This window comes from Thermodesulfovibrionia bacterium, assembly GCA_030646035.1.
GTDB lineage: Bacteria > Nitrospirota > Thermodesulfovibrionia > UBA6902 > UBA6902 > JACQZG01.
Genome location: JAUSMY010000058.1, coordinates 45,695 through 69,002, shown reverse-complemented (window position 1 = coordinate 69,002; position 23,308 = coordinate 45,695). Strand labels below are relative to the sequence as shown.

General features: G+C 45.0%; 26 protein-coding genes and 1 tRNA gene. 8 read left to right on the top strand and 19 right to left on the bottom strand.

The window, feature by feature from the left end; translation table 11 throughout:
- Positions 1-9: 9 nt before the first annotated feature.
- From Q7U10_10675 to Q7U10_10645, 7 genes are all read right to left on the bottom strand, one after another.
- Positions 10-345, bottom strand: a complete 336-nt coding sequence (locus Q7U10_10675; protein MDO8283066.1) for a hypothetical protein — start codon at positions 343-345, stop codon at positions 10-12.
- A gap of 14 nt (positions 346-359) precedes the next feature.
- Positions 360-980: an XTP/dITP diphosphatase gene (locus Q7U10_10670; protein MDO8283065.1), complete on the bottom strand. Its 621-nt coding sequence runs from the start codon at positions 978-980 to the stop codon at positions 360-362.
- A gap of 12 nt (positions 981-992) precedes the next feature.
- Positions 993-1,979 carry a 4-hydroxythreonine-4-phosphate dehydrogenase PdxA gene (gene pdxA / locus Q7U10_10665; GenBank protein ID MDO8283064.1) on the bottom strand — a complete coding sequence of 329 codons (987 nt, stop codon included), beginning with the start codon at positions 1,977-1,979 and terminating at the stop codon, positions 993-995.
- Between the two features lie 174 nt (positions 1,980-2,153).
- Positions 2,154-2,549: a RidA family protein gene (locus tag Q7U10_10660; GenBank protein ID MDO8283063.1), complete on the bottom strand. Its 396-nt coding sequence runs from the start codon at positions 2,547-2,549 to the stop codon at positions 2,154-2,156.
- Between the two features lie 255 nt (positions 2,550-2,804).
- A complete protein-coding gene (locus tag Q7U10_10655; protein MDO8283062.1) occupies positions 2,805-4,085 on the bottom strand; it encodes an NAD(P)/FAD-dependent oxidoreductase in 1,281 nt (426 codons plus the stop codon).
- Positions 4,082-5,281 (bottom strand): MFS transporter, encoded by a 1,200-nt coding sequence (locus tag Q7U10_10650; GenBank protein ID MDO8283061.1) that lies wholly within the window; start codon positions 5,279-5,281, stop codon positions 4,082-4,084. The genes Q7U10_10655 and Q7U10_10650 overlap by 4 nt, the downstream gene beginning before the upstream one ends.
- Positions 5,278-5,673 (bottom strand): hypothetical protein, encoded by a 396-nt coding sequence (locus tag Q7U10_10645; GenBank protein ID MDO8283060.1) that lies wholly within the window; start codon positions 5,671-5,673, stop codon positions 5,278-5,280. The genes Q7U10_10650 and Q7U10_10645 overlap by 4 nt, the downstream gene beginning before the upstream one ends.
- Before the next feature lie 182 nt (positions 5,674-5,855).
- Here Q7U10_10645 and Q7U10_10640 point away from each other — a divergent pair, with 182 nt between their 5' ends.
- The 3 genes from Q7U10_10640 to Q7U10_10630 are packed head-to-tail and all read left to right on the top strand — an operon-like array spanning position 5,856 to position 7,999.
- Positions 5,856-6,602 carry a hypothetical protein gene (locus Q7U10_10640; GenBank protein MDO8283059.1) on the top strand — a complete coding sequence of 249 codons (747 nt, stop codon included), beginning with the start codon at positions 5,856-5,858 and terminating at the stop codon, positions 6,600-6,602.
- The gene (locus Q7U10_10635) at positions 6,586-7,365 is read left to right on the top strand and encodes a TPM domain-containing protein (protein MDO8283058.1); all 780 of its coding nucleotides are present in this window, start codon (positions 6,586-6,588) and stop codon (positions 7,363-7,365) included. The genes Q7U10_10640 and Q7U10_10635 overlap by 17 nt, the downstream gene beginning before the upstream one ends.
- A gap of 58 nt (positions 7,366-7,423) precedes the next feature.
- Positions 7,424-7,999, top strand: coding sequence for a LemA family protein (locus tag Q7U10_10630; GenBank protein ID MDO8283057.1), 576 nt, complete (start codon positions 7,424-7,426; stop codon positions 7,997-7,999).
- Positions 8,000-8,050: 51 nt separating this feature from the next.
- On the opposite strand, the gene Q7U10_10625 is transcribed toward Q7U10_10630, so the two are convergent.
- From Q7U10_10625 to Q7U10_10610, 4 genes are all read right to left on the bottom strand, one after another.
- Positions 8,051-8,299, bottom strand: coding sequence for a hypothetical protein (locus tag Q7U10_10625; GenBank protein MDO8283056.1), 249 nt, complete (start codon positions 8,297-8,299; stop codon positions 8,051-8,053).
- Positions 8,300-8,449: 150 nt separating this feature from the next.
- Positions 8,450-9,295 carry a histone deacetylase gene (locus Q7U10_10620; GenBank protein MDO8283055.1) on the bottom strand — a complete coding sequence of 282 codons (846 nt, stop codon included), beginning with the start codon at positions 9,293-9,295 and terminating at the stop codon, positions 8,450-8,452.
- Between the two features lie 32 nt (positions 9,296-9,327).
- Positions 9,328-10,068, bottom strand: coding sequence for an MBL fold metallo-hydrolase (locus tag Q7U10_10615; GenBank protein ID MDO8283054.1), 741 nt, complete (start codon positions 10,066-10,068; stop codon positions 9,328-9,330).
- A gap of 24 nt (positions 10,069-10,092) precedes the next feature.
- The gene (locus Q7U10_10610) at positions 10,093-10,941 is read right to left on the bottom strand and encodes a deoxyribonuclease IV (protein MDO8283053.1); all 849 of its coding nucleotides are present in this window, start codon (positions 10,939-10,941) and stop codon (positions 10,093-10,095) included.
- Positions 10,942-11,023: 82 nt separating this feature from the next.
- Here Q7U10_10610 and Q7U10_10605 point away from each other — a divergent pair, with 82 nt between their 5' ends.
- Together Q7U10_10605 and Q7U10_10600 are read left to right on the top strand one after the other, a co-directional pair.
- Complete coding sequence (locus tag Q7U10_10605; protein MDO8283052.1) at positions 11,024-12,187, top strand: cysteine desulfurase family protein; 1,164 nt, start codon at positions 11,024-11,026, stop codon at positions 12,185-12,187.
- A gap of 33 nt (positions 12,188-12,220) precedes the next feature.
- Complete coding sequence (locus Q7U10_10600; GenBank protein ID MDO8283051.1) at positions 12,221-13,249, top strand: lysylphosphatidylglycerol synthase transmembrane domain-containing protein; 1,029 nt, start codon at positions 12,221-12,223, stop codon at positions 13,247-13,249.
- 26 nt (positions 13,250-13,275) lie between these two features.
- Here Q7U10_10600 and Q7U10_10595 read toward each other — a convergent pair whose 3' ends face one another.
- From Q7U10_10595 to Q7U10_10565, 7 genes are all read right to left on the bottom strand, one after another.
- Positions 13,276-13,422 (bottom strand): hypothetical protein, encoded by a 147-nt coding sequence (locus tag Q7U10_10595; GenBank protein MDO8283050.1) that lies wholly within the window; start codon positions 13,420-13,422, stop codon positions 13,276-13,278.
- A 72-nt stretch (positions 13,423-13,494) separates the two neighbouring features.
- Positions 13,495-13,570 (bottom strand) — tRNA-Asn (locus Q7U10_10590).
- 7 nt (positions 13,571-13,577) lie between these two features.
- Positions 13,578-14,531: a thiamine pyrophosphate-dependent enzyme gene (locus Q7U10_10585; protein ID MDO8283049.1), complete on the bottom strand. Its 954-nt coding sequence runs from the start codon at positions 14,529-14,531 to the stop codon at positions 13,578-13,580.
- A gap of 1 nt (position 14,532) precedes the next feature.
- Entirely contained in the window at positions 14,533-15,711 is a 1,179-nt protein-coding gene (gene porA / locus Q7U10_10580; GenBank protein ID MDO8283048.1) for a pyruvate ferredoxin oxidoreductase, read from the bottom strand.
- A complete protein-coding gene (locus Q7U10_10575; GenBank protein MDO8283047.1) occupies positions 15,712-16,008 on the bottom strand; it encodes a 4Fe-4S binding protein in 297 nt (98 codons plus the stop codon).
- Positions 16,005-16,580, bottom strand: a complete 576-nt coding sequence (locus tag Q7U10_10570; protein ID MDO8283046.1) for a 2-oxoacid:acceptor oxidoreductase family protein — start codon at positions 16,578-16,580, stop codon at positions 16,005-16,007. Before Q7U10_10570 ends, Q7U10_10575 begins: the two co-directional genes overlap by 4 nt.
- A gap of 103 nt (positions 16,581-16,683) precedes the next feature.
- Positions 16,684-18,693 (bottom strand): tetratricopeptide repeat protein, encoded by a 2,010-nt coding sequence (locus Q7U10_10565; protein ID MDO8283045.1) that lies wholly within the window; start codon positions 18,691-18,693, stop codon positions 16,684-16,686.
- A 132-nt stretch (positions 18,694-18,825) separates the two neighbouring features.
- Between Q7U10_10565 and Q7U10_10560 the strand changes: the two genes are divergently transcribed.
- From Q7U10_10560 to Q7U10_10550, 3 genes are all read left to right on the top strand, one after another.
- A complete protein-coding gene (locus tag Q7U10_10560) occupies positions 18,826-19,512 on the top strand; it encodes a ribonuclease H-like domain-containing protein (GenBank protein ID MDO8283044.1) in 687 nt (228 codons plus the stop codon).
- Positions 19,513-19,599: 87 nt separating this feature from the next.
- Positions 19,600-20,835, top strand: coding sequence for an HD domain-containing protein (locus tag Q7U10_10555; protein MDO8283043.1), 1,236 nt, complete (start codon positions 19,600-19,602; stop codon positions 20,833-20,835).
- 107 nt (positions 20,836-20,942) lie between these two features.
- Positions 20,943-21,743 carry a VacJ family lipoprotein gene (locus tag Q7U10_10550; GenBank protein MDO8283042.1) on the top strand — a complete coding sequence of 267 codons (801 nt, stop codon included), beginning with the start codon at positions 20,943-20,945 and terminating at the stop codon, positions 21,741-21,743.
- A gap of 62 nt (positions 21,744-21,805) precedes the next feature.
- On the opposite strand, the gene Q7U10_10545 is transcribed toward Q7U10_10550, so the two are convergent.
- The gene (locus tag Q7U10_10545) at positions 21,806-23,173 is read right to left on the bottom strand and encodes a Mur ligase family protein (protein ID MDO8283041.1); all 1,368 of its coding nucleotides are present in this window, start codon (positions 23,171-23,173) and stop codon (positions 21,806-21,808) included.
- Positions 23,174-23,308: the final 135 nt, after the last annotated feature.

Here is a 23,308-nt window from a genome sequence, read left to right as displayed (position 1 = left end):
ATAAAAAAACTAATCAAAATCAGGAAATATTTTTACGCTTACCTCTTTATTGCCATCAAGTGTCTGAACAGCAGAAAGTATGCCGCCCTCAATATATGAAAGGTTAAAACTCCCGAACCCGTCACTTACAAGGCTCTTCGCATCAGAAGGGCATCCACTTTCACAACCTGCAACGCCCCTTATCATCCTCGGAATGAGCTGCTCAATATCAAGGGCAGAGAGATCCACCCCGTGTTTCGAGCCGAAATCAATAATATTCCTGGTATCTTTAACCGCATCGAACTTAAATGGATTCTCTACATCTACAGAAAAAGACTGCTTGCCTATACTTATATCTATCTCCATGCAAATACCTCCGGTTATTTTTTATCTGTCTTTGCCTTTGCGTTTTTTATCTGTTCCAAATAATTCTGAAGTTCCCTGAGCGCCATCGCCCTGTGACTGATAACGTTCTTCTCCGTATCATCCATCTCTGCGAATGTCCGTTTATGGCCTTCAGGAAAGAATAGAGGATCATATCCGAAACCGTTGTGCCCCTTATTCTCTCTGCCGATCTTTCCTTTTATATATCCGGTAAATGTCCTGACGCCATCATTAGAAGCAAGCGCGATACAGCAGACAAACTTGGCGCCGCGCTTTTCATCAGGAACATCTTTAAGCTCATCAAGAAGCTTTCTGTTATTGGCTGTGTCGTCTGCCGGCTCTCCGGCATAACGTGCTGAATAAATACCGGGCGCTCCATTTAAAGCGTCAATCTCAATCCCTGAATCATCAGCAATAGCAGCCATCCCTGTTCTTTCAGCGATAAACTCCGCCTTTTTTAGAGCGTTAGCCTCAAACGTATCACCGTCTTCCACCACGTCTCCATACTCGGGAAAATCATCAAGCGTATATATCTGAGAAGAAGTATCCGCCAGGCTCAGGATCTCCTTCATCTCCCTGATCTTCTTCCTGTTCTTTGTAGCTAAGACAAAATCCATAACTTTTAATTCCTATCTATCAATTTTCAAATCTATTTTAGATGCAAGTTTTATAGCCTCGATCATGCTTGAGGGATTAGCTTTATTCTGCCATGCTATATCAAAAGCAGTCCCATGATCAGGCGAGGTCCTGATGAACGGCAGCCCTAATGTAACATTTATCCCGGTATCAAACGCAAGCATCTTAAAAGGTATGAGCCCCTGGTCGTGATACATGCAGACTACAATATCAAAATCCCCGTTATACGCTTTATGAAAAATAACATCAGGGGGGTACGGCCCTGAAACATACATATCATCAGCAGATGCATCCTCGATCGCAGGGATTATGGCGTCTCTCTCCTCATTGCCGAACAGGCCTGATTCTCCTGCATGGGGGTTCAGGCCTGCTACACCGATCACAGGTTTATAAATGCCGAGAATGGATGCAGCCTTTACAGCATGCCTGATGGCCCTGTACACCAGATCCTTGTTTATAGTATCAGGCACATCCCTTAATGGAATATGAATTGTGCACAGCACGATCTTAAGCTTCTCCGAAACGAACATCATTGCGAAATCATCTACTCCTGTAAGTTCAGCCAGAAGCTCAGTGTGTCCGGGCCATTTATAACCGGCCATCCTCAGGGATTCTTTGGATATCGGAGCTGTTACAATCGCAGAGACTTCATTCTTCAGCGCAAGCTCAACAGCCTTTTTTATGGATCTGACAGCCGCCCGCCCGCCCTCTGCAGAAGAGAATCCCTTTATGAAGGCCTCGCCGGAGTTGATATCAATGACCTCTATCTTCCCTTTGGAAGGAGATGAATCAGCAGGGCCTGAAATATTTATGACCTCAAAAGAGGAATTCGTAAGCCTCACAGCTTCCTTGATTATCTTTGCTGACCCTATTACAAGAGGATTACAGTTTTGACTTATCTCACCGCCGGAGATCGCCTTTACGATTATCTCAGGCCCGATACCTCCCGGGTCACCCAATGTAATAGCGATATTATTCATAAAATTATCAAAAGAAAAGTGGATGCGGCTGGAAAAGCTTTACAGCGATACCTTAGAAAATTGCAAAAAAGCATAACTGATTTTTTGAGCTTTCTTAATCGTTACTTCTCCCCTGAGGCATAATTAAAATTCCCATCGCTTTGTAAAGGTTTTCCAGCCGCATCCACTGTATTACTAAGGTTTATCCGGCAATGCGACGATCGCGTCTATTTCTACAGTTACATCCATAGGAAGTCTGCCTGCCTGAATAGTGCTCCTTGCGGGCGGCTCAATATCAAAATACTCCCTGTATACACTATTAAACCTCTGAAAATCATCCATATCTGCAAGATAGCATGTCACTTTAATTATGTCCTTCATTTCTGCGCCTGCATCTTCCACAATGACTTTCATGTTTTTGAGAACCGCATGGGTCTCATCCTCAATAGTTCCCCTGACCATCAAACCTGTTTCAAGATCTATGGGTATCTGTCCGGAGAGATACATTAAGTCATTGTGAATGACCGCCTGTGAATACGGCCCTTTTGGTTTCGGCGCCCTGTCTGATGAAAATATTTTCTTATGAGACATCTGATGCTCCTTATGCAGTAGTAGGAAAATATAAAGGCCTTGACCTGTAAAAGAATTTGCAATCCCTTTATCAAAGCAAGGCCTTTTATTTTCAGCCTATTTCTTGGTCTTTTCAGTCTTTTTTGTCTTTACTGTCTTCTTCTCTTTTTTAGAGTCGCAAGAACCTGAACCACATCCGCATCCCATATCTTATCCTCCTTTTGTAAACTGCATCTTATGCTTTATTTTAAGCGCTGCCAAAAATAAAATCCACTCCTACCCTGCAGCAGACCGTCCGGCTAACCAGCCGGTTGAAAACGCCGCCTGAAGATTATAGCCTCCTGTGTCCGCATTTATATCCAGCACCTCGCCTGCAAAATAAAGACCATTCACCAGCTTTGAGCACATCGTCCGGGGATCCACTTCCTTTATATCAACACCGCCCGCAGTGACGATAGCCTCTTCAACAGGCCGGTAGCCATTTATCTCAAGGCGGAGATCCTTCAGCCATAACTTCAGCCTCTTCCGCTCATCTGCCGTTATTTGATGGCACGTCTTGTCAGGAGATATGCCTGTCAGGTCAGTGCAGACTGGGATCATTTTAGCAGGCAAAAGTTCTTTGAGCATGGTCTTGTATTTCTGTTTGCCGTGCTCATTAAGGTCACGCAAAAGTCGTGCATCCAGCTTCTCCTCATCAAGCGCAGGCTTCAGGTCAATTGATAAAGAGACCTTATCCTTATTAAGAATAGCATCCACGACTCTACCGCTCATGGATAATATTACAGGGCCTGAAACGCCGAAATGCGTGAATAACATCTCTCCAAAATTATCTACCTCTTTCTTACCGTTAATGTAGGTGCGCACTGTAACGTTCTTAAGACTAAGGCCCTGCATCCTTTGAGCGATATCTCCTGATGTCTGAAGAGGAACAAGAGCAGGCCGGAGCGGGATTATCTTATGCCCTGCGGATTCCGCAAACTTGTAACCGTCCCCGGTTGAACCTGTGCCTGGATATGATATGCCGCCTGTTGCGATTATCACAGCATCTGAAATGTAAACCTTGCTTTTAGAAGTCTTGCCATCAAGTCCCTGCATACCTGCTGTTTCCACTCCTGTGAGATTGCCGTCTTCAAAAACCAGTTTCCTTACAGGTGAAGAGTTAATTATCTTCACCCCGCATCCAACTGCCCAGCGTGTAAGCGCGTCCACGATATCCTGCGCCTGGCCGCTTGCAGGGAATACACGTCCTCCGCGCTCGATCACTGTTTCAATACCAAGCTCGTTAAAAAAAGCTAAGAGCTCGGGTGAAAAAAATTTCGAGAATGCCTGCCTAAGAAAACGGCCATTCCTGTTGAAATGAGATATGAACTCAGACTGAGAAGCAGTATTCGTCAGGTTGCAGCGCCCCTTCCCGCTTATTCGCAGCTTTCTGCCGGGGCTTCTCATGCTCTCAAAAAGCAGCGTCTCAGCGCCGGCAATTGCAGCCTGTCCCGCAGCCATCAGGCCGGCAGCGCCTGCGCCGATAACTACCACACGGCGTTTAGATGTATCCTTCAAGGCCTATCCTCCTTCACGTTCATGATAAATACAGGGATCGACATTACAAGCAAGGCAGACATTATCCAGAATGAATAAAGGTAATCGAGCCTTGCTATGAGAATACCCGCGAGGATCGGCCCGGCTGCATGGCCGATGTCAAACAATGTCCCGAATACGCCCATCGCAGTTCCAAAATGTTTTTCCTTGCATATATCAGCGATAAACGCGGCTGATGATGATGTAACAAACGCCTCTCCAAAACCAAACACTATTGCGGCAAGCATGAGGGGATAAAAACTTTTCAGCATTGGGATCGACCCGAAAGATATTGCACATAATATCATACCTGCAACTATCAGCGGTTTTCTGCCGTATCTGTCAGATGTCCTTCCCATAATGGGTTTGGACAGGATCGTGACAAGCACCTGTATTCCCCAGAGCAGGCCAGCCTGAAATTCATTGAGCCCTGCAACCGTCACAGCGTAGATCGGCAGGAAAGCCTCCAGTGCGCCGACAGTCAGATTCTGCAAGCCTTCCATATTTGATGTGAGCACAACCCTTTTATCGCTTATCACCTCTTTGATGCCGGATGTAAACCTACTGAATGATTCCTTTAAACCTTTCCCTTTTTCAACAGCCTCTTTTTCGGTTAGCAATCTCAGCGCAAGGATGAGAGACATCATTCCGGCAAAACCACTTACCAGGTAGGCCATGTGAAAATCGGCGATCGCAGGCCCTGAAGCACCTGCTGTGCTGTGAAGTATAAATCCCCCGACAGGCGCGCCAAGAAGGTTCCCTATGATAGTTACAGAAGAGAACCATGAAAGCATCTCTCCTTTTCTTGTGCCTGCCGTGTCCGCGACAACCGCCATTGATACAGGCCCGTATATCGCAGTTGCGAGGCCGTGAACAAACCTTACCAAAACCAAGAGAGAATAATCCGTCACGAAAAGATAGGCAAACGGCATAACGGCAAAGACGAGAATGCCGATAAGCATCGTCTTTCTTCTTCCTATCACATCAGACAACGCGCCGGAAGGCAGCTTGAAAAAGATCCCTGTCACAGTTGATATGCCGACAACAAAACCGATAGCCTCAGGCCCCGCGCCGAGATAAAGCGCAAAGAGCGGGAGCACAGGGCTTCTTGCAAGCGCATAGGAGAACCTTGCAAAAAAACCCACGGTGCAGAGAGATGCAAATGGTGAAAAAATCATTCTCTGCCGGTAATGCCGTATTGAAGCTTAAGACTTATAAAAGCATCTTCATGGTTCTCCCACATCATGCAGAACGCCTCCTGGTCCTCAGTGTAATATTTCTGTTCATCGCACACTAATGTGCCCTTACGCGACCTGATATTCTTTTCGTTGACAGGATAGTGCAGCCCGTCAATCGCATGATAGTGAATATTAAAATCAAGCGGACGGGAGGATGTGAAGGAATATTCCAGCGCCTCGCCCTTCTTCAGTTCAAAACACGCTTCATAGGAACGATGCGGCTGTACCATCTCTTCAAGCTCACTCCTTTTGCCTGTAGTGGCACATGATACGGCAATAAACAAAAAAGCCAAGAAAAAGATCATCATCTTGCGCGAAGCAGTTATTGTCATATCATTAGTATCTGATTACAGGCTGGATAAATGCAACCCCTGTGATGATGCCCATAATTACCGCGATAAAAGCTATAATGAAAGCCTGAGTAAATTGCCTGTCAGTCATTGAATTGACTGTATGTTTATGATAGGTTAGTAATTAAAATCAGTTTTAGGACCATTCCGGGAGGATATATCATATGTCTGCTATCAATTTATCAAAACTCAATGAAACAGCTGCGGAAAGAATAAAGCCGTTCCTTAATGAGATATTAGCCGGTTATCAGGATATGATACATTCCATCTATGTGACAGGAACTGCCATTACAGATGATTTTGACCAGAAGAGATCAGATGTCAACTCCATCTTCGTGCTGAAAGAGATGGACCTGAAGTTTCTTGAGCTGATCGCGCCGCTTGGCAAAAAATACGGCAAGCACAAGGTTGCCGCCCCGCTTATCATGACCCCTTTTTATATAGAATCATCTTTGGACGTTTTCCCTATTGAATTTCTGAATTTCAAACTTATTCACCAGAATGTCTTTGGCACAGATATCCTGAAAGACCTGGAGATCAGCCTGAACGACTTAAGGCATCAATGTGAAAGAGAGATCAAATCAAAGCTCATCTGGCTGAGGCAGGGTTATATATCATCTCAAGGTGACAAAAAGCTTCTTGCAGAAGGACTCGCCGACTCGATCACCGGGTACATCCCTCTCTTTCGGGGGATCATAGTTTTGCTCGGTAAAGAAGCGCCTGTAAAACAAAGCTCTGTCATCAGGTCACTTGCAGATGCATCCGGGATCAATACTGATATATTTGCAAAGGTCCTTGCTGAAAAACATGAGAAGGCAAAACATTCGTCTGAGGAATTGAATGCAATATTTAAAGACTACTACAAAGCCACTGAAGAGCTGGGAAGGATAATTGATGCGGCCATTGTTTAAGTCTTTCTTAATACTTCTATCCGTCCTGTTCTGTTTCTCTCCGATGACTGTACGGGCAGAAGTGAATATCCCTGACGCCCCTGCAAATTATGTGGTGGATCTCGCAGGCATCATTGATGATAACGCAGAGACGAGCCTTAACATGTTTCTCAAGGAGCTTGAGCAAAAGACCACAGCCCAGATGGTAGTGCTTACTATCAACAGCCTTGAGGGGGCGTCGCTTGAGGATTTCTCTCTGAATATAGCGCATAACAAATGGAAGCTCGGGCAGAAGGATAAAGATAATGGGGTGCTGTTTCTCATAGCGCTTCAGGACAGGAAATACCGGATAGAGGTCGGCTACGGCCTTGAGGGTGTTCTTCCTGACAGCCTTGTCGGCTCTGTCGGAAGAGAGTACCTGGTGCCTTACTTTAAGAAAGGCGATTATTCAACAGGAATACTTACGGCGGCACTTGCGGTGATCAGCGAAATATCCAGAGATGCAAAAGTTGAGATCACAGGTATGCCGAGCATACAGTCACCTGTGGCTAACAGAAGCGGAAGAACAGGCAAGCCTTCACTCATAAACCTTATCTTCTTAATAATCTTTTTCTGTTTCATGATATATATGTTCATAAAACATCCACGCATGATGATGCTTTTTATTATGATGAGCATGATGGGCGGTGGAAGAAGAAGCGGAGGCGGTTTCGGCGGAGGAGGCGGCTTTGGCGGCGGAGGTGGTGGAGGTTTCGGCGGAGGCGGAGCATCAGGTGGATGGTAAAGATTAATGTTGACAGTTAGAAGTTATTTTATATAATAATCACTAAAGGAGGTTTATCATGTCAAAAGGTTTAAAGATCACACTTATTGTTGTCGGCGTAATAGTTGTTATAGGCATCATGATGGCAAAATGGATCATCGGAGGATATAACAACGCTATCGCGATGGATGAAAATGTTAAGGGTAGCTGGGCGCAGGTAGAGAACCAGTTGAAGAGAAGGTATGACCTCATCCCGAACCTTGTTGAAACTGTCAAGGGATACGCAACTCATGAAAAAGAGCTCTTTGAACATATCGCTGATGCAAGGACAAAATATTTCAGCGCCGGCTCTGTTAAGGAGAAGATCAACGCATCAAACCAGCTTGAGGGTGTACTCTCAAGGCTTCTTATGCTGAACGAGCAGTATCCGCAGCTTAAGGCGAATGAGAACTTCATGAAACTGCAGGACAGCCTTGAGGGAACAGAAAACAGGATAGCCGTGGAGAGAATGAGATATAACGAAGCCGTGCAGCTGCTGAATACATATATCAGGACATTCTTCGGCAGGTTCTTTGCAGGGCTTGCGGGTGTAACAAATGCGGAGTATTATGAGCTGCCTGAGGGCGAAGGAGCTGTGCCAAAGGTGAAGTTCTAATTTAAGACAAACCTCCCCGCCCCAAAAGGGCGGGGAATCTTTTCCGCGGTATCAATGATGATGGTGAGTGAATTTCTCACGGGACTTCTCAAGCTGTTCCATGAGCTGCCCCGGTTCAAAAAAGCCTATCTTCCTGTATATCTCATCGCCTTTTGAATCAAGGACTATAAATGCAGGCGTTCCCTTCACATCGAACTGGAGAAACTGCTCCGCATCAATTCCCGTCTCAAACTTTACAGAAATAAAGTTCTTCTCTAAATAATCCTGAAGCGCTTTGTCTGGAAACGTACCTGTCTCCATTCTCTGGCAGGCGCCTCACGTGGGGCTGAAAAAATCAATGAATATCAGCTTCCCTTCCTTTTCCGCCGACTCAACAGCAACGCTTATACTTTTCCCCCATGCGATTCCTTCAGACAATTAACGCACCTCCTGAAACCTGTGTATTATTCTCTACCCTTCAAGCCCAATCAAATACTGATAGACACAGTCAGCAAGCTCTTTGCTGTAGCCGCCTTCAAGAATAGAGAAAGTCGGCTTATCCAAACCTGCGATCATCTCCCCTATGGTTCTGTACGTCTCTTTTTCAAGAGATAGATTGGTTATGGGATCAAGCCTGTAAGAGTCAAAACCGGCAGAGACCGCAAGCATATCAGGATCAAACCTGCTGACCTCGTCAAGCCCTTCCTTGAAAGCGTATAGATATTCTTCAGGAGTGGTATCCGCAGGCAGAGGGATGTTGATGCAGTTGTCCCTGCTCTGAAGCCCGGTGCCGGGATAGAGCGGGCTCTGATGAAGAGAGAGATAGAGAAAATCTTTTTTACCGAGAAAGATATCCTCAGTTCCGTTTCCGTGATGGCAGTCAAAATCAATTATCGCGACTTTACTCACTTTCTCTTTAGCCCTTAATGAAGCGATGGCTATGTTGTTGAAGTAGCAGAAGCCGCCGAGATCATTTTTTGTCGCATGATGGCCGGGAGGTCGCATCAGAGAGAAAGCCTTCTCACCGCTGAGGCAGTGCATCGCCGCCGCAATCGCGCTTCCGGCAGACAATCTTGCATACTCAAAGATATTCGGCAGCGATGGAGTATCAAGGTCATAAAAACTGCCTCCCCTCACTCTCGCAAGAAGCTCAGGAGAGTGCGCAAGAAGTATATCATCATCAGAACATGGCGAAGGCTCTGCAAAGCTGTATCCCTTATCTGCAAGAAACCGGTGCGTGGAGTTGACGCGGGCAGGTGACTCAGGATGGCCGGGAGAGGAGTACTTCAGGCATTTGGGAGAATAGAATATCTTCATGGATTATATGTTAAAGCCTTTTGGATAATTCTTCAAATCTCGACTTCCATCAAATCTTCGGCAAGTTCAACTTTGCCGTCAAATACATCCTGCGCCTCTTTAACTCTTTCATTATCAGATACATCAGAGGGATAGATATGCGACAAGATAAGCCTCTTAACTCCGGCAGCCTGTGCGACAAGCCCGCATTCTTTTGCAGAGAGATGCCCTTTCATTTTCAATGAATGAGGAAAAGAGCAGTCTGCTATCAAGAGGCCGGCATCTTTTGAAAAATCTATCAGCCCCTGATCATAGTCAGCGTCACCTGTGAAGACCACAGACCTTCCTCCTGATTCAAATCTGTATGCAAGGCTCTTCCCGATATGAATGGTCTCTGTTGAAAAGATCTTAACCGGTTCCAGTTCAAGCTCAGACTTGATCTCTATGAGCTTTATAAATTCACGCCTTCGCAATATCGGAATGAAGGCGTTTTCATAATATTCCTTGAACCCTTCCTGGCCTGCGATGAGAAGTTCTTTCTCTCTTTTGAATTTCGGTGTGGCGATGAGCGCATGTATCAAAGGCATGAGGTCGCTAAAGTGATCGGGATGAAGGTGTGTGATGAATACGGCATCAATATCCTTATAGCTTTTACCTGCCCGTTCAAGCTGAAGCAGTGTCCCGCTTCCGCAGTCAATTAATATCTGCCTGCCCTCAGCCTCAAGAAAGTAGCCCGGAGCGTTTCTCTTAAGTGAAGGAACGCATGTGCCGCTGCCAAGAATAATGAGTTTCATAATAAAGATTATACCCTAACTGCATTATCCTATCTCATTCAAAATCCCTCTGACAAGATCGAGATTTCTCGTATCATCATCTTCCTCTTTCTTGGGCGTCTCTAAAACCAGTGGAATATTCTTAAAGAGAGGAACGGAGAGAAACCGCCTGAATCCCTCGATACCTATCGCACCCATTCCTATATGCTCATGCCTGTCTATGTTGGAAGATAGGCCTTGCTTTGCGTCATTGAGATGTATAAGTTCCACCTTCAGCGGTGAAAGATATTTCTTAATCTCCTGCTCAAGCCTGCTAAGCCCTTCATCCTGAGCTATATCATAGCCAGCTGCGAAGCCGTGGCATGTGTCAAAGCATATGCCTTTTACCAATCCTGAAGGAGCGCCTTCAATAACATCCGCTATCATCGCTAAGGAAGAAGAGATATCACCCTTCTGTCCGGCTGTGTTTTCAATGAGTATCCCTGACCTGGACTCTGCCTTCTCATACACCTTCAAGAGGGCGTCTTTTGTTTTTTCTACAGCGACATTTAATTCCTGGCCAACCATCTTGCCGGGATGAAGCACCACATGATCTATTCCAAGCAGGTCTGCCATGCGCAGTTCATAAGAGAGAAGTTCAATTGACTTACGCCTTGTTTCATCGTCAGGAGAGGCAAGGTTAATGAGATAAGATGAGTGGATGAATGAGCTTATGTCTGATTCCTCAGAGAGCCGGATAAATTGTGAGGCCTCTTCTTTATCAATATCCTTGAACGCCCATCCCCTCGGGTTGTGAGAGAATATCTGCATCGTGCTGCAGCCGAGTTCCTTTGCCCTTTCAAGTGAAAGATGAACTCCGCCTGCTATGGAAACATGTACGCCGATCCTTCTCACTGTTATTCTCCTGTCTCTCCTGTAATAGACATTGTAATGTTTATATATTATTCTAAAAAGGCTTCTTAATCCAAAAATGAATATGTCTAAGCAAATATATAAAAGAATATACCTTGACCACAACGCAACGACTCCGCTTGCGCCTGAGGTGCGTGATGCGATGTTTGATGTTATGAAAAATCATCCGGGCAATCCTTCCAATTCATACATGGAAGGGATAGCAGCCAGACAGATCGTTGATAACGCCAGGAAGAGCGTTGCCAAACTTCTGAACTGTGAAGCAGGCAATATTATCTTTGAAGGCAGCGGTTCAGAGGCAAACAACCATGTCTTAAAAAGCATAGCATCTGCAAATATCAAAAACAAAAACCACATAATAACCTCTTCCATCGAACATCCTTCTGTTCTTAATGTATGCAGGTGGTTGGAGAAGAACGGCGTAAAGGTAACATACCTGCAGGTGGACAGATCCGGCAGGATTAACCCTGATGATCTCTCATCAGCGATCACAAAGAGAACATGCCTTGCATCTGTCATGTTAGCCAATAATGAGACAGGCGTCATTCAGCCGATCAAAGAACTGGCTGCTATTGCCAAAGAAAATGGCGCGCTTTTTCATACTGACGCGACACAGGCCATAGGCAAGATACCTGTTGATGTAAAAAAACTCGGCGTTGATCTTATGTCGCTGTCAGCACATAAATTTTACGGGCCGAAAGGTATCGGCGCGTTATATGTCAGAAAAGGGATCGCCATTGAGCCGTTGATACACGGCGGTGGACAGGAGAACGGATTGAGAGCCGGCACTGAAAATGTAATACACATCGCCGGGCTTGGAATGGCTTCTGAACTTGCATGCAAAAACCTTCCCCAAATGAAGCAGGTTAAAGCCTTTCGCGACAAACTTGAGAAGGAGATCATTAAACTCTTCACAGGTGCAAAACTGAACGGCGACAAGAAACTTAGGTTGCCAAACACCATCAGCATAAATCTGCCGCGCTTAATAGGTGCTTCAATGGTCACGGCCCTCGACAAAAAAGGGATAGCGATATCAGCAGGCTCAGCATGCCACTCAGGTTCATCAAAACCTTCAGGCATACTGCTGGCAATGGGGCTGACTGAGGAAGAGGCGCACTGCACTATAAGGATATCGCTCGGCATTGGCAATACTGCGAAAGATATAGATAGCGCTGTAAAAGCATTCAAAGAAATTATTAATAACCGAAAAAACAGCGTCCGCGCATAAGACAATCCGTATCTGTTCCTGCTATATTAGACCATGAAGAAAAAATACATACACCTTCTTATAAGCATCGTTATTATTGTTCTCTCTCTTGCATACGCATTTCAGGGCGTTAAATTCTCTACGCTCCTTGAGGAATTATCAAAAGCAAATTATCTGTACCTTATTCCCGCAGTTATACTTATCATGATAACGTACCTCTTCAGAGCGATGAGGTGGCATTATTTATTGCGGCCTATCAAAGATGTGCCGGTTAAAAATATCTTCTCGCCGCTTTTTATAGGTTTCATGGCAAATATGCTGCCCGCACGCGCAGGAGAGCTGATACGGGCATACCTGCTCGGCAAAAGGGAGGACATAAGCTTCAGCACCGCCTTTGCGACAATATTCGTTGAGCGGTTATTTGACATGTCCATGGTGCTTCTCATGCTCTTTTCCATCACATTTTTCTACGCTGATGTCATATCGCAGAGCAGCCCTGATGCCGGCAGCATAATCAGCAAGATAGTTATGTTCGGCTGGATGGGCCTGGCTTTCTCGCTGTTTATGTTTGCGTTTATGTTCTTCCTTCTTCACAAAAACGAACTTGCCATGAAAGCGGTACGTTTATTCATCAGGCCGCTCCCTGACAACTGGGGATTAAAGATAGTTGAAATGGTGAATGCATTTACACAAGGGCTGAATATTTTGAAAGACATAAAGGGTTTCCTTATGTCGATCTTACTCTCTTTTCTTATATGGGTCTGCATAACGCTTACATGCTACCCGATCTACCATGCTTTTGGATTTGCCGATATGCTCCCTGCGTTATCATCTCTTTTGATACTTAACCTGTTCGTGGCTTTTTCCACTTTATTCCCTGCCCCGGGATTTCTCGGGCCTTTTCAGGCAGCATGTGTTTTTGTTTTGCATGAGATATTCAAGATCCCCAAAGCTGCTGCTGCCAGTTACGGTATCGCGTTATGGATCACTTCTATGGGATTCACGATCATTGTAGGAATAATATTTGCGATGAAAGATAATGTCTCTATGAAAGAATTGTCAGAAAAAAGCGAAGGAAAGTAAGACGATTTTCTCGGCTTAATTACCGGTCACTTGCCTTTATATCCCGGGCACTCCTGTGACCCCTCACACCCTGCCCTTCTTATCTTGCAGTCTTTGTTAATGCAGATAGGGCGCATTTTTTCTCCCTGACGGTTTTTCCTTGCAGGCTGGTCTGCTGTATTCTTCTTTTTCATATGGATATTTTAGCAGGTAAAGTCAATAAAAAAGGACTTCCGCATTTCTGCGAAAGTCCTTTCATTATATTCTGGCTCCCGAGGAGGGATTCGGACCCCCGACAAGGTGATTAACAGTCACCTGCTCTGCCAGCTGAGCTACTCGGGAATAATCTTTACTTTTCTTCTCCGCCGGAGAAAACAGCCTCTTTCTGCAGGCGTTCCCACTGTGCGTCAACATAATCCTGTGCCTGTTTGAGCATCCACTCATTGCCGGGAGCGAACATATGTTTAAACCTGCCCTGAGGCTTTAGAAAATCTACAAGAGGTTTTTTCTCTTTTGGTTTAGCCGTTATCCTGGTAACGCCGTTCTCGATCTCAAACAGAGGCCAGTAACAAGTCTCAAAAGCCAGCTTGCTCAACATAATTGCATCATCCGTCCTTGAGCGCCAGCCCCGGTTGCATGGTGAAATGACATTCATGAACTTGGGCCCCTTTATCTCAAACGCCTTCTGCACCTTCTTCATAAGGTCCATCCAGTTTGCCGGAGACGCCTGCGCCACATAAGGAATGCCGTGCGCAGCCATTATCCTTGTAAGGTCTTTTCTCTGCTGGAGTTTGCCGGGGATCACATCACCTGCCGGACATGTAGTGGTATCAGCTCCAAAAGGTGTCGCGCTCGAACGCTGAATTCCTGTATTCATGTAAGCACCGTTGTCATAACATATGTACATCATGTCATGGCCGCGCTCCATTGCGCCTGAAAGGGCCTGGAAACCGATATCATAGGTTCCGCCGTCGCCGCCGAATGCAATGAATTTTACATTTTTATCTTCAAGCTTACCCTGCTTGACCAATGACCTGTACATCGCCTCAATACCTGATATTGTTGCTGCTGCATTTTCAAAGGCGCTATGCATCCATGGGATCTTCCATGCCGTGAATTGCTGAATGCATGAGGAGACCTCAAGGCATCCTGTGGCATTTGCAGCGATAATGGGATAGTCAGTCGCCATAAGCACCTGCTTTACAACTATCGGCGCTCCGCAGCCGGCGCACATCCTGTGGCCGTGAGCGAACCTGTCCTCTCCCTTTGCAAGCTCTTTTAGTTTGAGTGCTTTAGTTGTCATCTTATTCCCTCACCCCGATATATTCTTTAATAGCTTCAACTTTTCCGGTTTTAGCTATCTTTATAAGCTCATCAATGACCTGCTCTGCTTGATCCGGCAGATAGTCTCTTCCGCCAAGTCCGAAGATCTTGTTTATCATGGCAGGTTTATGATCCATTGACATGACCGCTCCGGCGATCTCTGAAAATAACGGCCCGTATCCGCCGAATGAATCCGCCCTGTCAAGGACAGCTATCGCCTTCACATGCTTAAGCGCCTCTGCTACCTGAGTGAACGGGAACGGCCTGAACATCCTCGGCTTCAGAAGGCCTACCTTTACTCCCTTATCCCTGTACTGATCGATAATATCCTTGGTCGTTCCTGCCGCAGAGCTCATAACAACGATCGCTATCTCAGCATCTTCAAGCCTGTATTCCTCAAACAGGCCGTACTTTCTGCCTGTCATCTTTTCAAATTCAGCCGCAACCTCAAGAACAACACCCGAAACCTTGGTCATGACTTCATGCTGCGCCCTTTTGTATTCATGATAAAGATCGGCCAGGATCAGAGGGCCGTAGCTTTTCGGATGCTCCAGGTCAAGCAGCGGATGCACCGCCTGAAATTTTCCTACAAAGTTCTTTACATCCGCATCATCAATATATTCAACCCTCTCAATAGAGTGGCTGACGATAAAACCATCCATACAGACCATAGCCGGAACCCTGATCTCAAGGTGCTCCGCGATCCTGAAAGACTGAACCAGATTGTCATATGCCTCCTGGGCATTTTCAGAATAGATCTGGATCCAGCCTGTGTCCCTTGCTCCCATGCCGTCAGAATGGTCGCCGTGAATATTCAGAGGAGCTGAAAGCGCCCTGTTTACCAGAGGCATTACTATCGGAAGCCTTGTTCCTGCTGCTATATAAAGCATCTCCCACATAAGCGCGAGGCCCTGTGATGATGTGGCTGTGGCAACTCTGCCGCCTGCTGCTGCCGCGCCTATGCAGGCGCTCATTGCGCTGTGCTCACTCTCAACGAGCACCAGCTCTGTATCCACCTGGCCGTTTGAGACATAGCCTGAAAACCTCTGCATAAGGTCAGTGGCAGGTGTGATAGGGTATGCGGCGCATACATCAGGATTTATCTGCTTAAGGGCATACGCGCATGCTTCATTTCCGGTAACTGCAACTATCTTACCCATTTATTTGCCCTCCTCTTCCATCACAATTGCTTTATTGCCCTTTTTACCGGGGCATTCGAGGGCACATATCCCGCAGCCCTTGCAGTAATCATAATCAAAATCTTCTCTCTTGCCTTCCGCATTCACCTTGACCGACATGTCAGGGCAGTACATCCAGCAGAACATGCACTGTATGCAGTTCTCTTCTATCCACTTCGGCCTCATCGACCTCCATGTGCCTGTCTTGAACTTAGCTGAACTTCCGGCCTCCAATACAACAGCGCCCTGTGGAAGTATTTCCCAAAATTTCTTGCTCATCCTTCCCTTACCTCCTCATATCCGCGCTTTGCAGCATTGAGGTTGCCGTCAATGATCTTCTGGGCAAACTTCTTGCCGAAACTCTTTTTGACATTCTCCAGAAGCACATCCATTCCTACAACTTCCGTTATCTTGCATATCGCGCCTAACATGGATGAATTCGGGAGCGGTCTTCCAAAGCTGTCAACAGCTATCTTTGTAGCGTCAACTGTATATACTTTCTGAGAATCTTTAACCTTAAGTTTCGCCCTGACCTCTTTAGGATCTCTTGATGTGTTTACGAGAAAAATCGCGTCATCAAGCGTGCCTTCTGTCACATTCACAGCGTCTATTAATGTAGCGTCTGCAATGCTGACTACCTTTGGATGAAGAACAGGGCCGTACATCCTTATCACATTGTCGCTTATCCTGTTAAACGCCCTGATAGGGGCTCCGGCTCGCTCAGGCCCGTATTCCGGAAATGCCTGAACATATCCTCCGCCGCTGAGGCAGGCGTCTGCAAGGACCTTGGCAGCAGTGACTGTGCCCTGTCCGCCACGGCCGTGCCAGCGAATTTCAATTGCTTTTGCCATTTTTATTCCTCCAGACATTATTATTGGTCAGAAACACATATCCAAAATAAAAAGAAGATTATATTAGCTTATAATAAGCATTCTTTTCAAGGGATAGCTCAGACTATCTTAAAGTTTCAAGCAACGATCCTGCTTCATGGTTTTGCGGGTTCAGACGGATAGTTTCCTCAAGTTCAATACGAGCATCTTTGACATTGCCGGACTGAAGATAAATCCGGCCAAGACTCAGGTGAGGGATGTCCCAGTCAGGCTTAATCCTTATCACCGCTTTATAATTTTCTGCCGCCATCTCAATTAAATTCTTGCTTTGATATGCTGCTCCAAGATTATAGTATGTAAAGTAAGCCATTGGATCCAGTCTAAGCGTCTCATGATAATGCTCAATGGCCTTATCTGTAAGGCCTTTATATTCGTAAAGAATGCCTAAATTGCTATGAGCTTCCGGAAAGACAGGGTTTAGATTGATTGCAGCCTCGTATTCTTCTACTGCATTGTCGATCAGCCCCTGAGATTTGTATATGAGGCCAATATTATAATGCGCGGCCGCCTCCAGGTCTTTTGCCTCCTGATTGCCGTGCGGCCCTGAACCGGCAGGATTAAGTCTGATCACAGCCTGATACTCCTCCATAGCCCGGTCAATAAAGCCTAATGATTTATAAACATTGCCAAGCTCGTTGTGGACTGCTATCTGATACGGGTTAAGCCTTATTGCAGCATTATAGTGCTCAACAGCATTATCAAGCATACCTTTGAGCTGATAGGCTTTCCCGAGGTTATAGTTACCAACAGCGCTTCCGGTATTTTTACTTATTACATCCTTCCATAAACTTATTTCATCCTTCCAGACATTGTTCCTTGCGTATGTTGTCACGGCAAATGCCGCTATTATTGCCGTGATAAAGACTGCGGCTGCCTTTTTCGGCAGTGAGCCAAGCCTGCTGTAAATTATAAAAACAGCGCTCGTTATCGCAAGGAAAATACCGTATGAGGCAAGATAAAGCCTGTGCTCGAATATCACATGAGGTATCGGAATAACGCTTGATTCAACTGATAACGTTACAAAAAACCATATTATTCCAAAAGCTATAAGACGCAGCGACTTTTCCCCGGCCTTTGAAAGATAGAAAAGATATATTCCTGCAGATAAGATTGCTGAAAGGAACAGAAATGATAAAACCACCTGTGGCGCAAAAAAGGAATGATATACCTGATGATTATAATCAAGGTTCTGTGCAACAGGAAAAAATATCAGGCGTATATATGTGACAAGTACTCTGAACTGGGTAATGAAATAGTCCGCCCTCGGGATGCTTGTATAATCTCTGGCAGCGGAAGCCATTCCCTCTGTTAAAGGCATCCGGGCATCCATGAAGCCTAAGGGAATTACAACCATGGCCAGGAAGAAAGGAATGAGATAAAACAGTCTCTTTTTTATCACTCCATCAAAAAACATAAACTCATAAAATGCGATCATCAAAGGAAGTGTAAAAGCTATCTCCTTTGTCTTCATGGCAAGTATCGATGAAACTATAGAAGCAGCATATAAAAAGATAATGCCTCTATATTTCACTACACCACGGCCAGGAATAGTTAATCTCCATTTTATATACAGAAGAATGGAAAGGAGATAAAACATTGTGCACAATGAAGCGGCCCTCTGAACTATGTATGTAACTGCCTGGGTCTGTATAGGATGGGCTGCAAACAAGAGCGATGTTACAAGCGCGATCTCTCCTGAATATCCCCTTACTCCGGACCTGCTTAAAAATGCGGTTCTAAAACTTAAAAGCATCAGGTAATAAACCAGAAGGGCATTTGCAAGATGTATCATCAGGTTAACAACATGATATCCCGTGACATTAAGCCCGTTAAATTTGTAATTAAGTGCAAACGTCAGGTATGCGATATATCTGGCTTTGAGATTCCGGTATTGAAATTGTGTTTTAAAGATACTCGCTTCTGATGGATGAATAAAATATTGAAGGTTCTTTATGACAGGATTATTTACTATAGCCTCATTATCATCATAGTGAAAAGTGCCATCGAAAGTATTCGAATATGCAAGAAGACCGATTATGATCACTAACATTATATGTATAATGGGTTTTCGCATATGATATCATCTCAATATTGTCGGCCTTGTATTTTAACAATTATATATTTTACGAGTCACATTAATATTGTGCCTTGAATGATGATTAATACATTACCTTGCATCTTTTAGCAAAAGATGTTAAAAAATCCTATGTCCAAAAAGATCGTTGTTGACATTGAGACTATCGGCTGTGACTTTGACGCGATGGATGAGATGTCGCAGGAGTATATCATTAAGTACGCCGATTCCGAAGAGGCGGTAAAAGAGGCAAAAGAGGGCCTCGCCTTCTCCCCGCTCACCGGTGAGATAGTAGCTATCGGAATGCTCAACCCCGACACCAATAACGGCGCTGTATATTTTCAGTCTCCCGGAGCTGCGCACAAGCCGCTGAAAGAGGATGGGATCGAGTATACCGCCGATGATGAGGCCGGGATCCTTAATAAATTCTGGGAGACTGTCAGGCACTATGACAGCATCATCACATTCAACGGAAGGGGTTTTGACGCCCCTTACCTGATGATACGTTCAGCTATCCACAAGATAACACCGACAAAAGACCTTATGCCCAACCGTTACAGCGCTGCTTCACATATTGACCTCCTTGACCAGCTCACCTTTTACGGCTCAGTCAGAAGGAAGTTCAGCCTCCATATGTGGTGCACGGCATTTGGTATCAAGAGTCCGAAAGAGGAAGGAGTCACAGGGCATGAGGTTGCCGGCCTTTTTAAAGAGGGCAGACATCTCGATATTGCAAGATACTGCGTCGGCGACCTCTATGCTACAAAAGAACTCTTTGAATACTGGGACAAATACATAAGGTTCTCTCCCCGCAAATAGATTCTTAAGATTACCTGCCTAAAAACCATGTGAGATTTTTGCATGAGTCTCAGTTATAATATTTCAGTTTTTTTGGAAAAATAATAAATGTCTATTAACTTCAGTAAAGAGAGATTATTAGAACTGATCGATGTAGGGGTTGAGATATCCCTGCTGAAGGATATTGACCTGCTGCTTGAAAAGGTCCTGTCAGTATCAAGGCAGATAGTGAATGCTGAAGCGGGCTCGATATATATTATAGAGAACAATAGATTGAAGTTCAGCCATACTCAGAACACGATCCTGCAGAACAGGCTTGCCCCCGGCAAAAAGCTCATGTTCTCCACCTTTTCAATACCTATTAATAATGATTCGATAGCAGGATATGTGGCAAACACCGGAGAGCTGCTCAATATTGAAGATGTATATAGCCTTTCTCATAACGCGCCATATTCTTTTGATAAAGAGTATGACATAATCTCTGATTACCGCACGCAGTCTATGCTTACCATTCCTCTTATGACAGCTAATGAGAAGATAATCGGCGTCCTCCAGCTTATCAATTCCAAAGATAATAATGGCAATACGATCGGTTTCAACAACGATGATGAGCCTTTGATAAAGAACTTCGCCAATATTGCGGCTGCAGCCATTGAACGCGCGCAGCTTACAAGGGCGATCATTCTTCGAGTGATAAAAATGGCTGAGATGCGTGACCCCAAAGAGACCGGACCTCATGTAAACCGTGTTGCATCCTATTCCGTAGAAATTTATGAGGAATGGGCCGCAAAAAAAGGCGTTCCTAAAAAAGATATCGAGAAGAACAAGGACATACTCAGAATGGGCGCTATGCTGCATGACGTAGGCAAAGTGGCCATCTCAGACACTATATTGAAAAAACCTGCAAAACTTGACCCTGAGGAATTTGAAGCAATGAAAGCTCATACCCATCTTGGGGCAAAGCTTTTTTCTGAAATGTATTCTGACTTTGATGAAGCAGCCTCGATCATCGCATTGAACCATCATGAACGCTGGGATGGGAACGGGTATCCGGGACATATCAATTGCATGACCGGCAAACCGATCCCGGGCTGCGAAACCAGTGAAGGGAAAGCACGCGGCAAAAAGGGCGAAGAGATCCCGCCATTCGGCAGAGTGGTTGCCATAGCCGATGTATTTGATGCACTCAGCTCGCCAAGGGTTTATAAAGAGCCGTGGGATGAAGACAGGGTGCTCGAAACACTTAAGTCTGAAGCCGGGAAACAGTTTGACCCTGACATGATAGACGCCTTCTTTTCCTGTCTTGACGTAATTCGAACCCTTGCAAAGAATTATCCCGATTAAACAGCTTGTCGTCTAATCCATTTATGCCTTGCCTCTTTGCATATTTTACCCTTGATAATTAAGCTATTTTTGATGTAGCATAGACTCACTAACAAGGAGGAATAAATATGAGAATTTTCATCAGGATGTTATTGTTTTCAGCCTTTATACTCAGTATTGCTTCAGCCCCGTCTTTTGCCGATGAAACCTTAAATGACTCTCTGCTAGATAAACAGGACAGCGCCATATTATTGGCTGATGCTGAAAATGATGATTATCTCGATGAGGCTGAGGATTCCGGCGAAGACAAAGAGTTAGCTAAGATATCCGACCCGCTTGAACCTGTAAACCGGGTATTCTTTCATTTTAACGACAAGCTGTACTTCTGGGTCTTAAAACCGGTTGCTAAAGGCTACTCAAAGGTCGTTCCTGAACCAGCCAGAATATCAGTGCGTAATTTCTTCAATAACCTTACCACTCCGGTAAGGCTTGTAAATAATATCCTGCAGTTTAAATTTAATTCAGCCGGTACTGAGATAAAGCGTTTCGGCATTAATACCACAGTAGGTGTTTTAGGCCTTTTTGATCCTGCAAAGAAGAATTTAGACCTTAAGATGCAGGATGAAGACCTTGGACAGACCTTTGGAGTCTGGTGGAATGCAGGCCCAGGTTTTTATATAGTATGGCCGATCCTCGGGCCTTCAAGTCTTCGCGACACAGTAGGCCTGGCAGGAGACACTTTTCTTGACCCCGTAACTTATGTCACACCGTTTGCTTATGACGGACTCGCTATCAGGAGCGGGGATAAAGTCAACAGGGTATCACTTGTGATAGGTGATTACGAAGAGATAAAGAAAGACGCCATTGACCCTTATTCCGCCATAAAAGACATCTACCATCAGTACAGAGAAAGCAAGATCGACAAATAATAACTGATATATTTAATGTTGTAAAAAGCCGCGGCTAGATGGCCGCGGCTTTTTAGTTTGCTTTAGCAATTCTTCACCTTCTTTGCTACTTGTTCCGCAAGATCCGAAAGAGTCTCATCACGCGCACCAAATATGACGTATGCGCTGTAACCATCAATCCTGTTTAAAATCTCAGCCCTGTCTTCAATGACCTCAACAGACCTGCCGGCCTCACTGATACCGGCTGCAAGGTCAAGGCTTGAGATATCCCTTACGATACTGCCTCCGGCATAATAAATGGGAAGAATAATAAGATGGTCTGTATCGCGAAGATTCCTGCTGAAGACCTCAATATATTCATCCTTCATTAGCTTTGTGGGTCCAAATCCGTGGGGTTGAAATATGTAGCATATCCGCTGATGCAGCCGCATCACGGTCTCCATAAGAGCTGCTATCTTATGAGGATTATGCGCGTAGTCATCAATCACAAGCTTCTTCCCGTCATTGAAATGTATATCAAACCTTCTTTCTATACCCTGAAATTCCGGAAGCGCTGCTGCAATAAGGGCGGGGGATATCCCAATCTCTAAAAGAAGCGCAATGCATGAAACTGCATTGTACAGATTATACTTACCGGGAAGAGAAAGGCTAAACCTTGTCCCTCTTAATAAAAAATCAGTGCCAAACGGCATGAACTTAACTGCTTCAGCTCTGTAATCAGAAAGGCTGTCTATGGAAAAGGTTGTCACACCCTCAGACTTTAACTCTGCCAGGTTCTCATCATCAGCATTAATTATTACTTTCTCCCCTGTATGCTTTATAAGTTCCTTAAACATATCTGCGGTCTTTGCAACAGTGTGATGATCCAGTGAAAGGTTCAGGATTATGGAATATCGCGGCCTGTAATTAACTATGGTTCCGTCAGACTCGCATGCCTCTATGACAAGATGATCGGAACTTCCGGAAAGGTAATTGCCCGGGTTGGTTTCAGACCTGAATTGCCTTGCCCTTCCACCGCCTATGTAATTTGGATCAAGCCCGAGCCTCTCCATTAGAAAAGCAAGCATAGCAGCTGTTGTGGACTTCCCGCTGGTTCCAGCGACAGCAATAGTTTTATGCGAGTTGGTTATCTCAGTAAGAAATTCAGGCCTTGTCCTGACACGGACTCCAAGTTTTTTTGCCTTGAGGAGTTCCGGACTGTCGTTCTCAACCGCTGTGCTGAAGACCACAAGATCAAAAGCAGCATCTATTCCGCTGCCGTCCTGGCTGAAGATCCGGATACCTGAGGACTGAAGCGTTTTTTTGAGCGGACTACCCGAATTTTCATCAAACGCCCTGTCAGAACCGGCAACATTATGGCCTTTTCCTGCCATAAAGCCGGCAATGGCTGAAACCCCGCTTCCCCCGATTCCTGAGAAAAATATCTTTAGCTGCTTAGAATCTATTGTCATCCGGGATATTTTAACGTATATTATAGGATAAATATATTCCTTACATTATGAATATAAAATGTAACTTTTTCTGGACTATACAAAAAAGCTGGGTTATAATCATTAATATTATCATACAAACAGCGCCAACAGGCA

Excerpts from the sequence above, each read along its gene's own strand:
- Q7U10_10630 (MDO8283057.1), top strand. The coding sequence starts at position 7,424 with ATGTCAAAAGGTTTAAAGATCACACTTATTGTTGTCGGCGTAATAGTT.
- Q7U10_10670 (MDO8283065.1), bottom strand. The coding sequence starts at position 980 with ATGGATTTTGTCTTAGCTACAAAGAACAGGAAGAAGATCAGGGAGATG.
- Q7U10_10635 (MDO8283058.1), top strand. The coding sequence starts at position 6,586 with ATGCGGCCATTGTTTAAGTCTTTCTTAATACTTCTATCCGTCCTGTTC.
- Q7U10_10585 (MDO8283049.1), bottom strand. The coding sequence starts at position 14,531 with ATGACAACTAAAGCACTCAAACTAAAAGAGCTTGCAAAGGGAGAGGAC.
- Q7U10_10675 (MDO8283066.1), bottom strand. The coding sequence starts at position 345 with ATGGAGATAGATATAAGTATAGGCAAGCAGTCTTTTTCTGTAGATGTA.
- Q7U10_10660 (MDO8283063.1), bottom strand. The coding sequence starts at position 2,549 with ATGTCTCATAAGAAAATATTTTCATCAGACAGGGCGCCGAAACCAAAA.
- Q7U10_10625 (MDO8283056.1), bottom strand. The coding sequence starts at position 8,299 with ATGGAGACAGGTACGTTTCCAGACAAAGCGCTTCAGGATTATTTAGAG.
- Q7U10_10570 (MDO8283046.1), bottom strand. The coding sequence starts at position 16,580 with ATGGCAAAAGCAATTGAAATTCGCTGGCACGGCCGTGGCGGACAGGGC.
- Q7U10_10645 (MDO8283060.1), bottom strand. The coding sequence starts at position 5,673 with ATGACAATAACTGCTTCGCGCAAGATGATGATCTTTTTCTTGGCTTTT.
- Q7U10_10615 (MDO8283054.1), bottom strand. The coding sequence starts at position 10,068 with ATGAAACTCATTATTCTTGGCAGCGGCACATGCGTTCCTTCACTTAAG.
- porA (MDO8283048.1), bottom strand. The coding sequence starts at position 15,711 with ATGGGTAAGATAGTTGCAGTTACCGGAAATGAAGCATGCGCGTATGCC.
- Q7U10_10650 (MDO8283061.1), bottom strand. The coding sequence starts at position 5,281 with ATGATTTTTTCACCATTTGCATCTCTCTGCACCGTGGGTTTTTTTGCA.
- Q7U10_10545 (MDO8283041.1), bottom strand. The coding sequence starts at position 23,173 with ATGACAATAGATTCTAAGCAGCTAAAGATATTTTTCTCAGGAATCGGG.
- Q7U10_10550 (MDO8283042.1), top strand. The coding sequence starts at position 20,943 with ATGAGAATTTTCATCAGGATGTTATTGTTTTCAGCCTTTATACTCAGT.
- pdxA (MDO8283064.1), bottom strand. The coding sequence starts at position 1,979 with ATGAATAATATCGCTATTACATTGGGTGACCCGGGAGGTATCGGGCCT.
- Q7U10_10620 (MDO8283055.1), bottom strand. The coding sequence starts at position 9,295 with ATGAAGATATTCTATTCTCCCAAATGCCTGAAGTACTCCTCTCCCGGC.
- Q7U10_10565 (MDO8283045.1), bottom strand. The coding sequence starts at position 18,693 with ATGCGAAAACCCATTATACATATAATGTTAGTGATCATAATCGGTCTT.
- Q7U10_10600 (MDO8283051.1), top strand. The coding sequence starts at position 12,221 with ATGAAGAAAAAATACATACACCTTCTTATAAGCATCGTTATTATTGTT.
- Q7U10_10595 (MDO8283050.1), bottom strand. The coding sequence starts at position 13,422 with ATGAAAAAGAAGAATACAGCAGACCAGCCTGCAAGGAAAAACCGTCAG.
- Q7U10_10575 (MDO8283047.1), bottom strand. The coding sequence starts at position 16,008 with ATGAGCAAGAAATTTTGGGAAATACTTCCACAGGGCGCTGTTGTATTG.
- Q7U10_10560 (MDO8283044.1), top strand. The coding sequence starts at position 18,826 with ATGTCCAAAAAGATCGTTGTTGACATTGAGACTATCGGCTGTGACTTT.
- Q7U10_10605 (MDO8283052.1), top strand. The coding sequence starts at position 11,024 with ATGTCTAAGCAAATATATAAAAGAATATACCTTGACCACAACGCAACG.
- Q7U10_10555 (MDO8283043.1), top strand. The coding sequence starts at position 19,600 with ATGTCTATTAACTTCAGTAAAGAGAGATTATTAGAACTGATCGATGTA.
- Q7U10_10640 (MDO8283059.1), top strand. The coding sequence starts at position 5,856 with ATGTCTGCTATCAATTTATCAAAACTCAATGAAACAGCTGCGGAAAGA.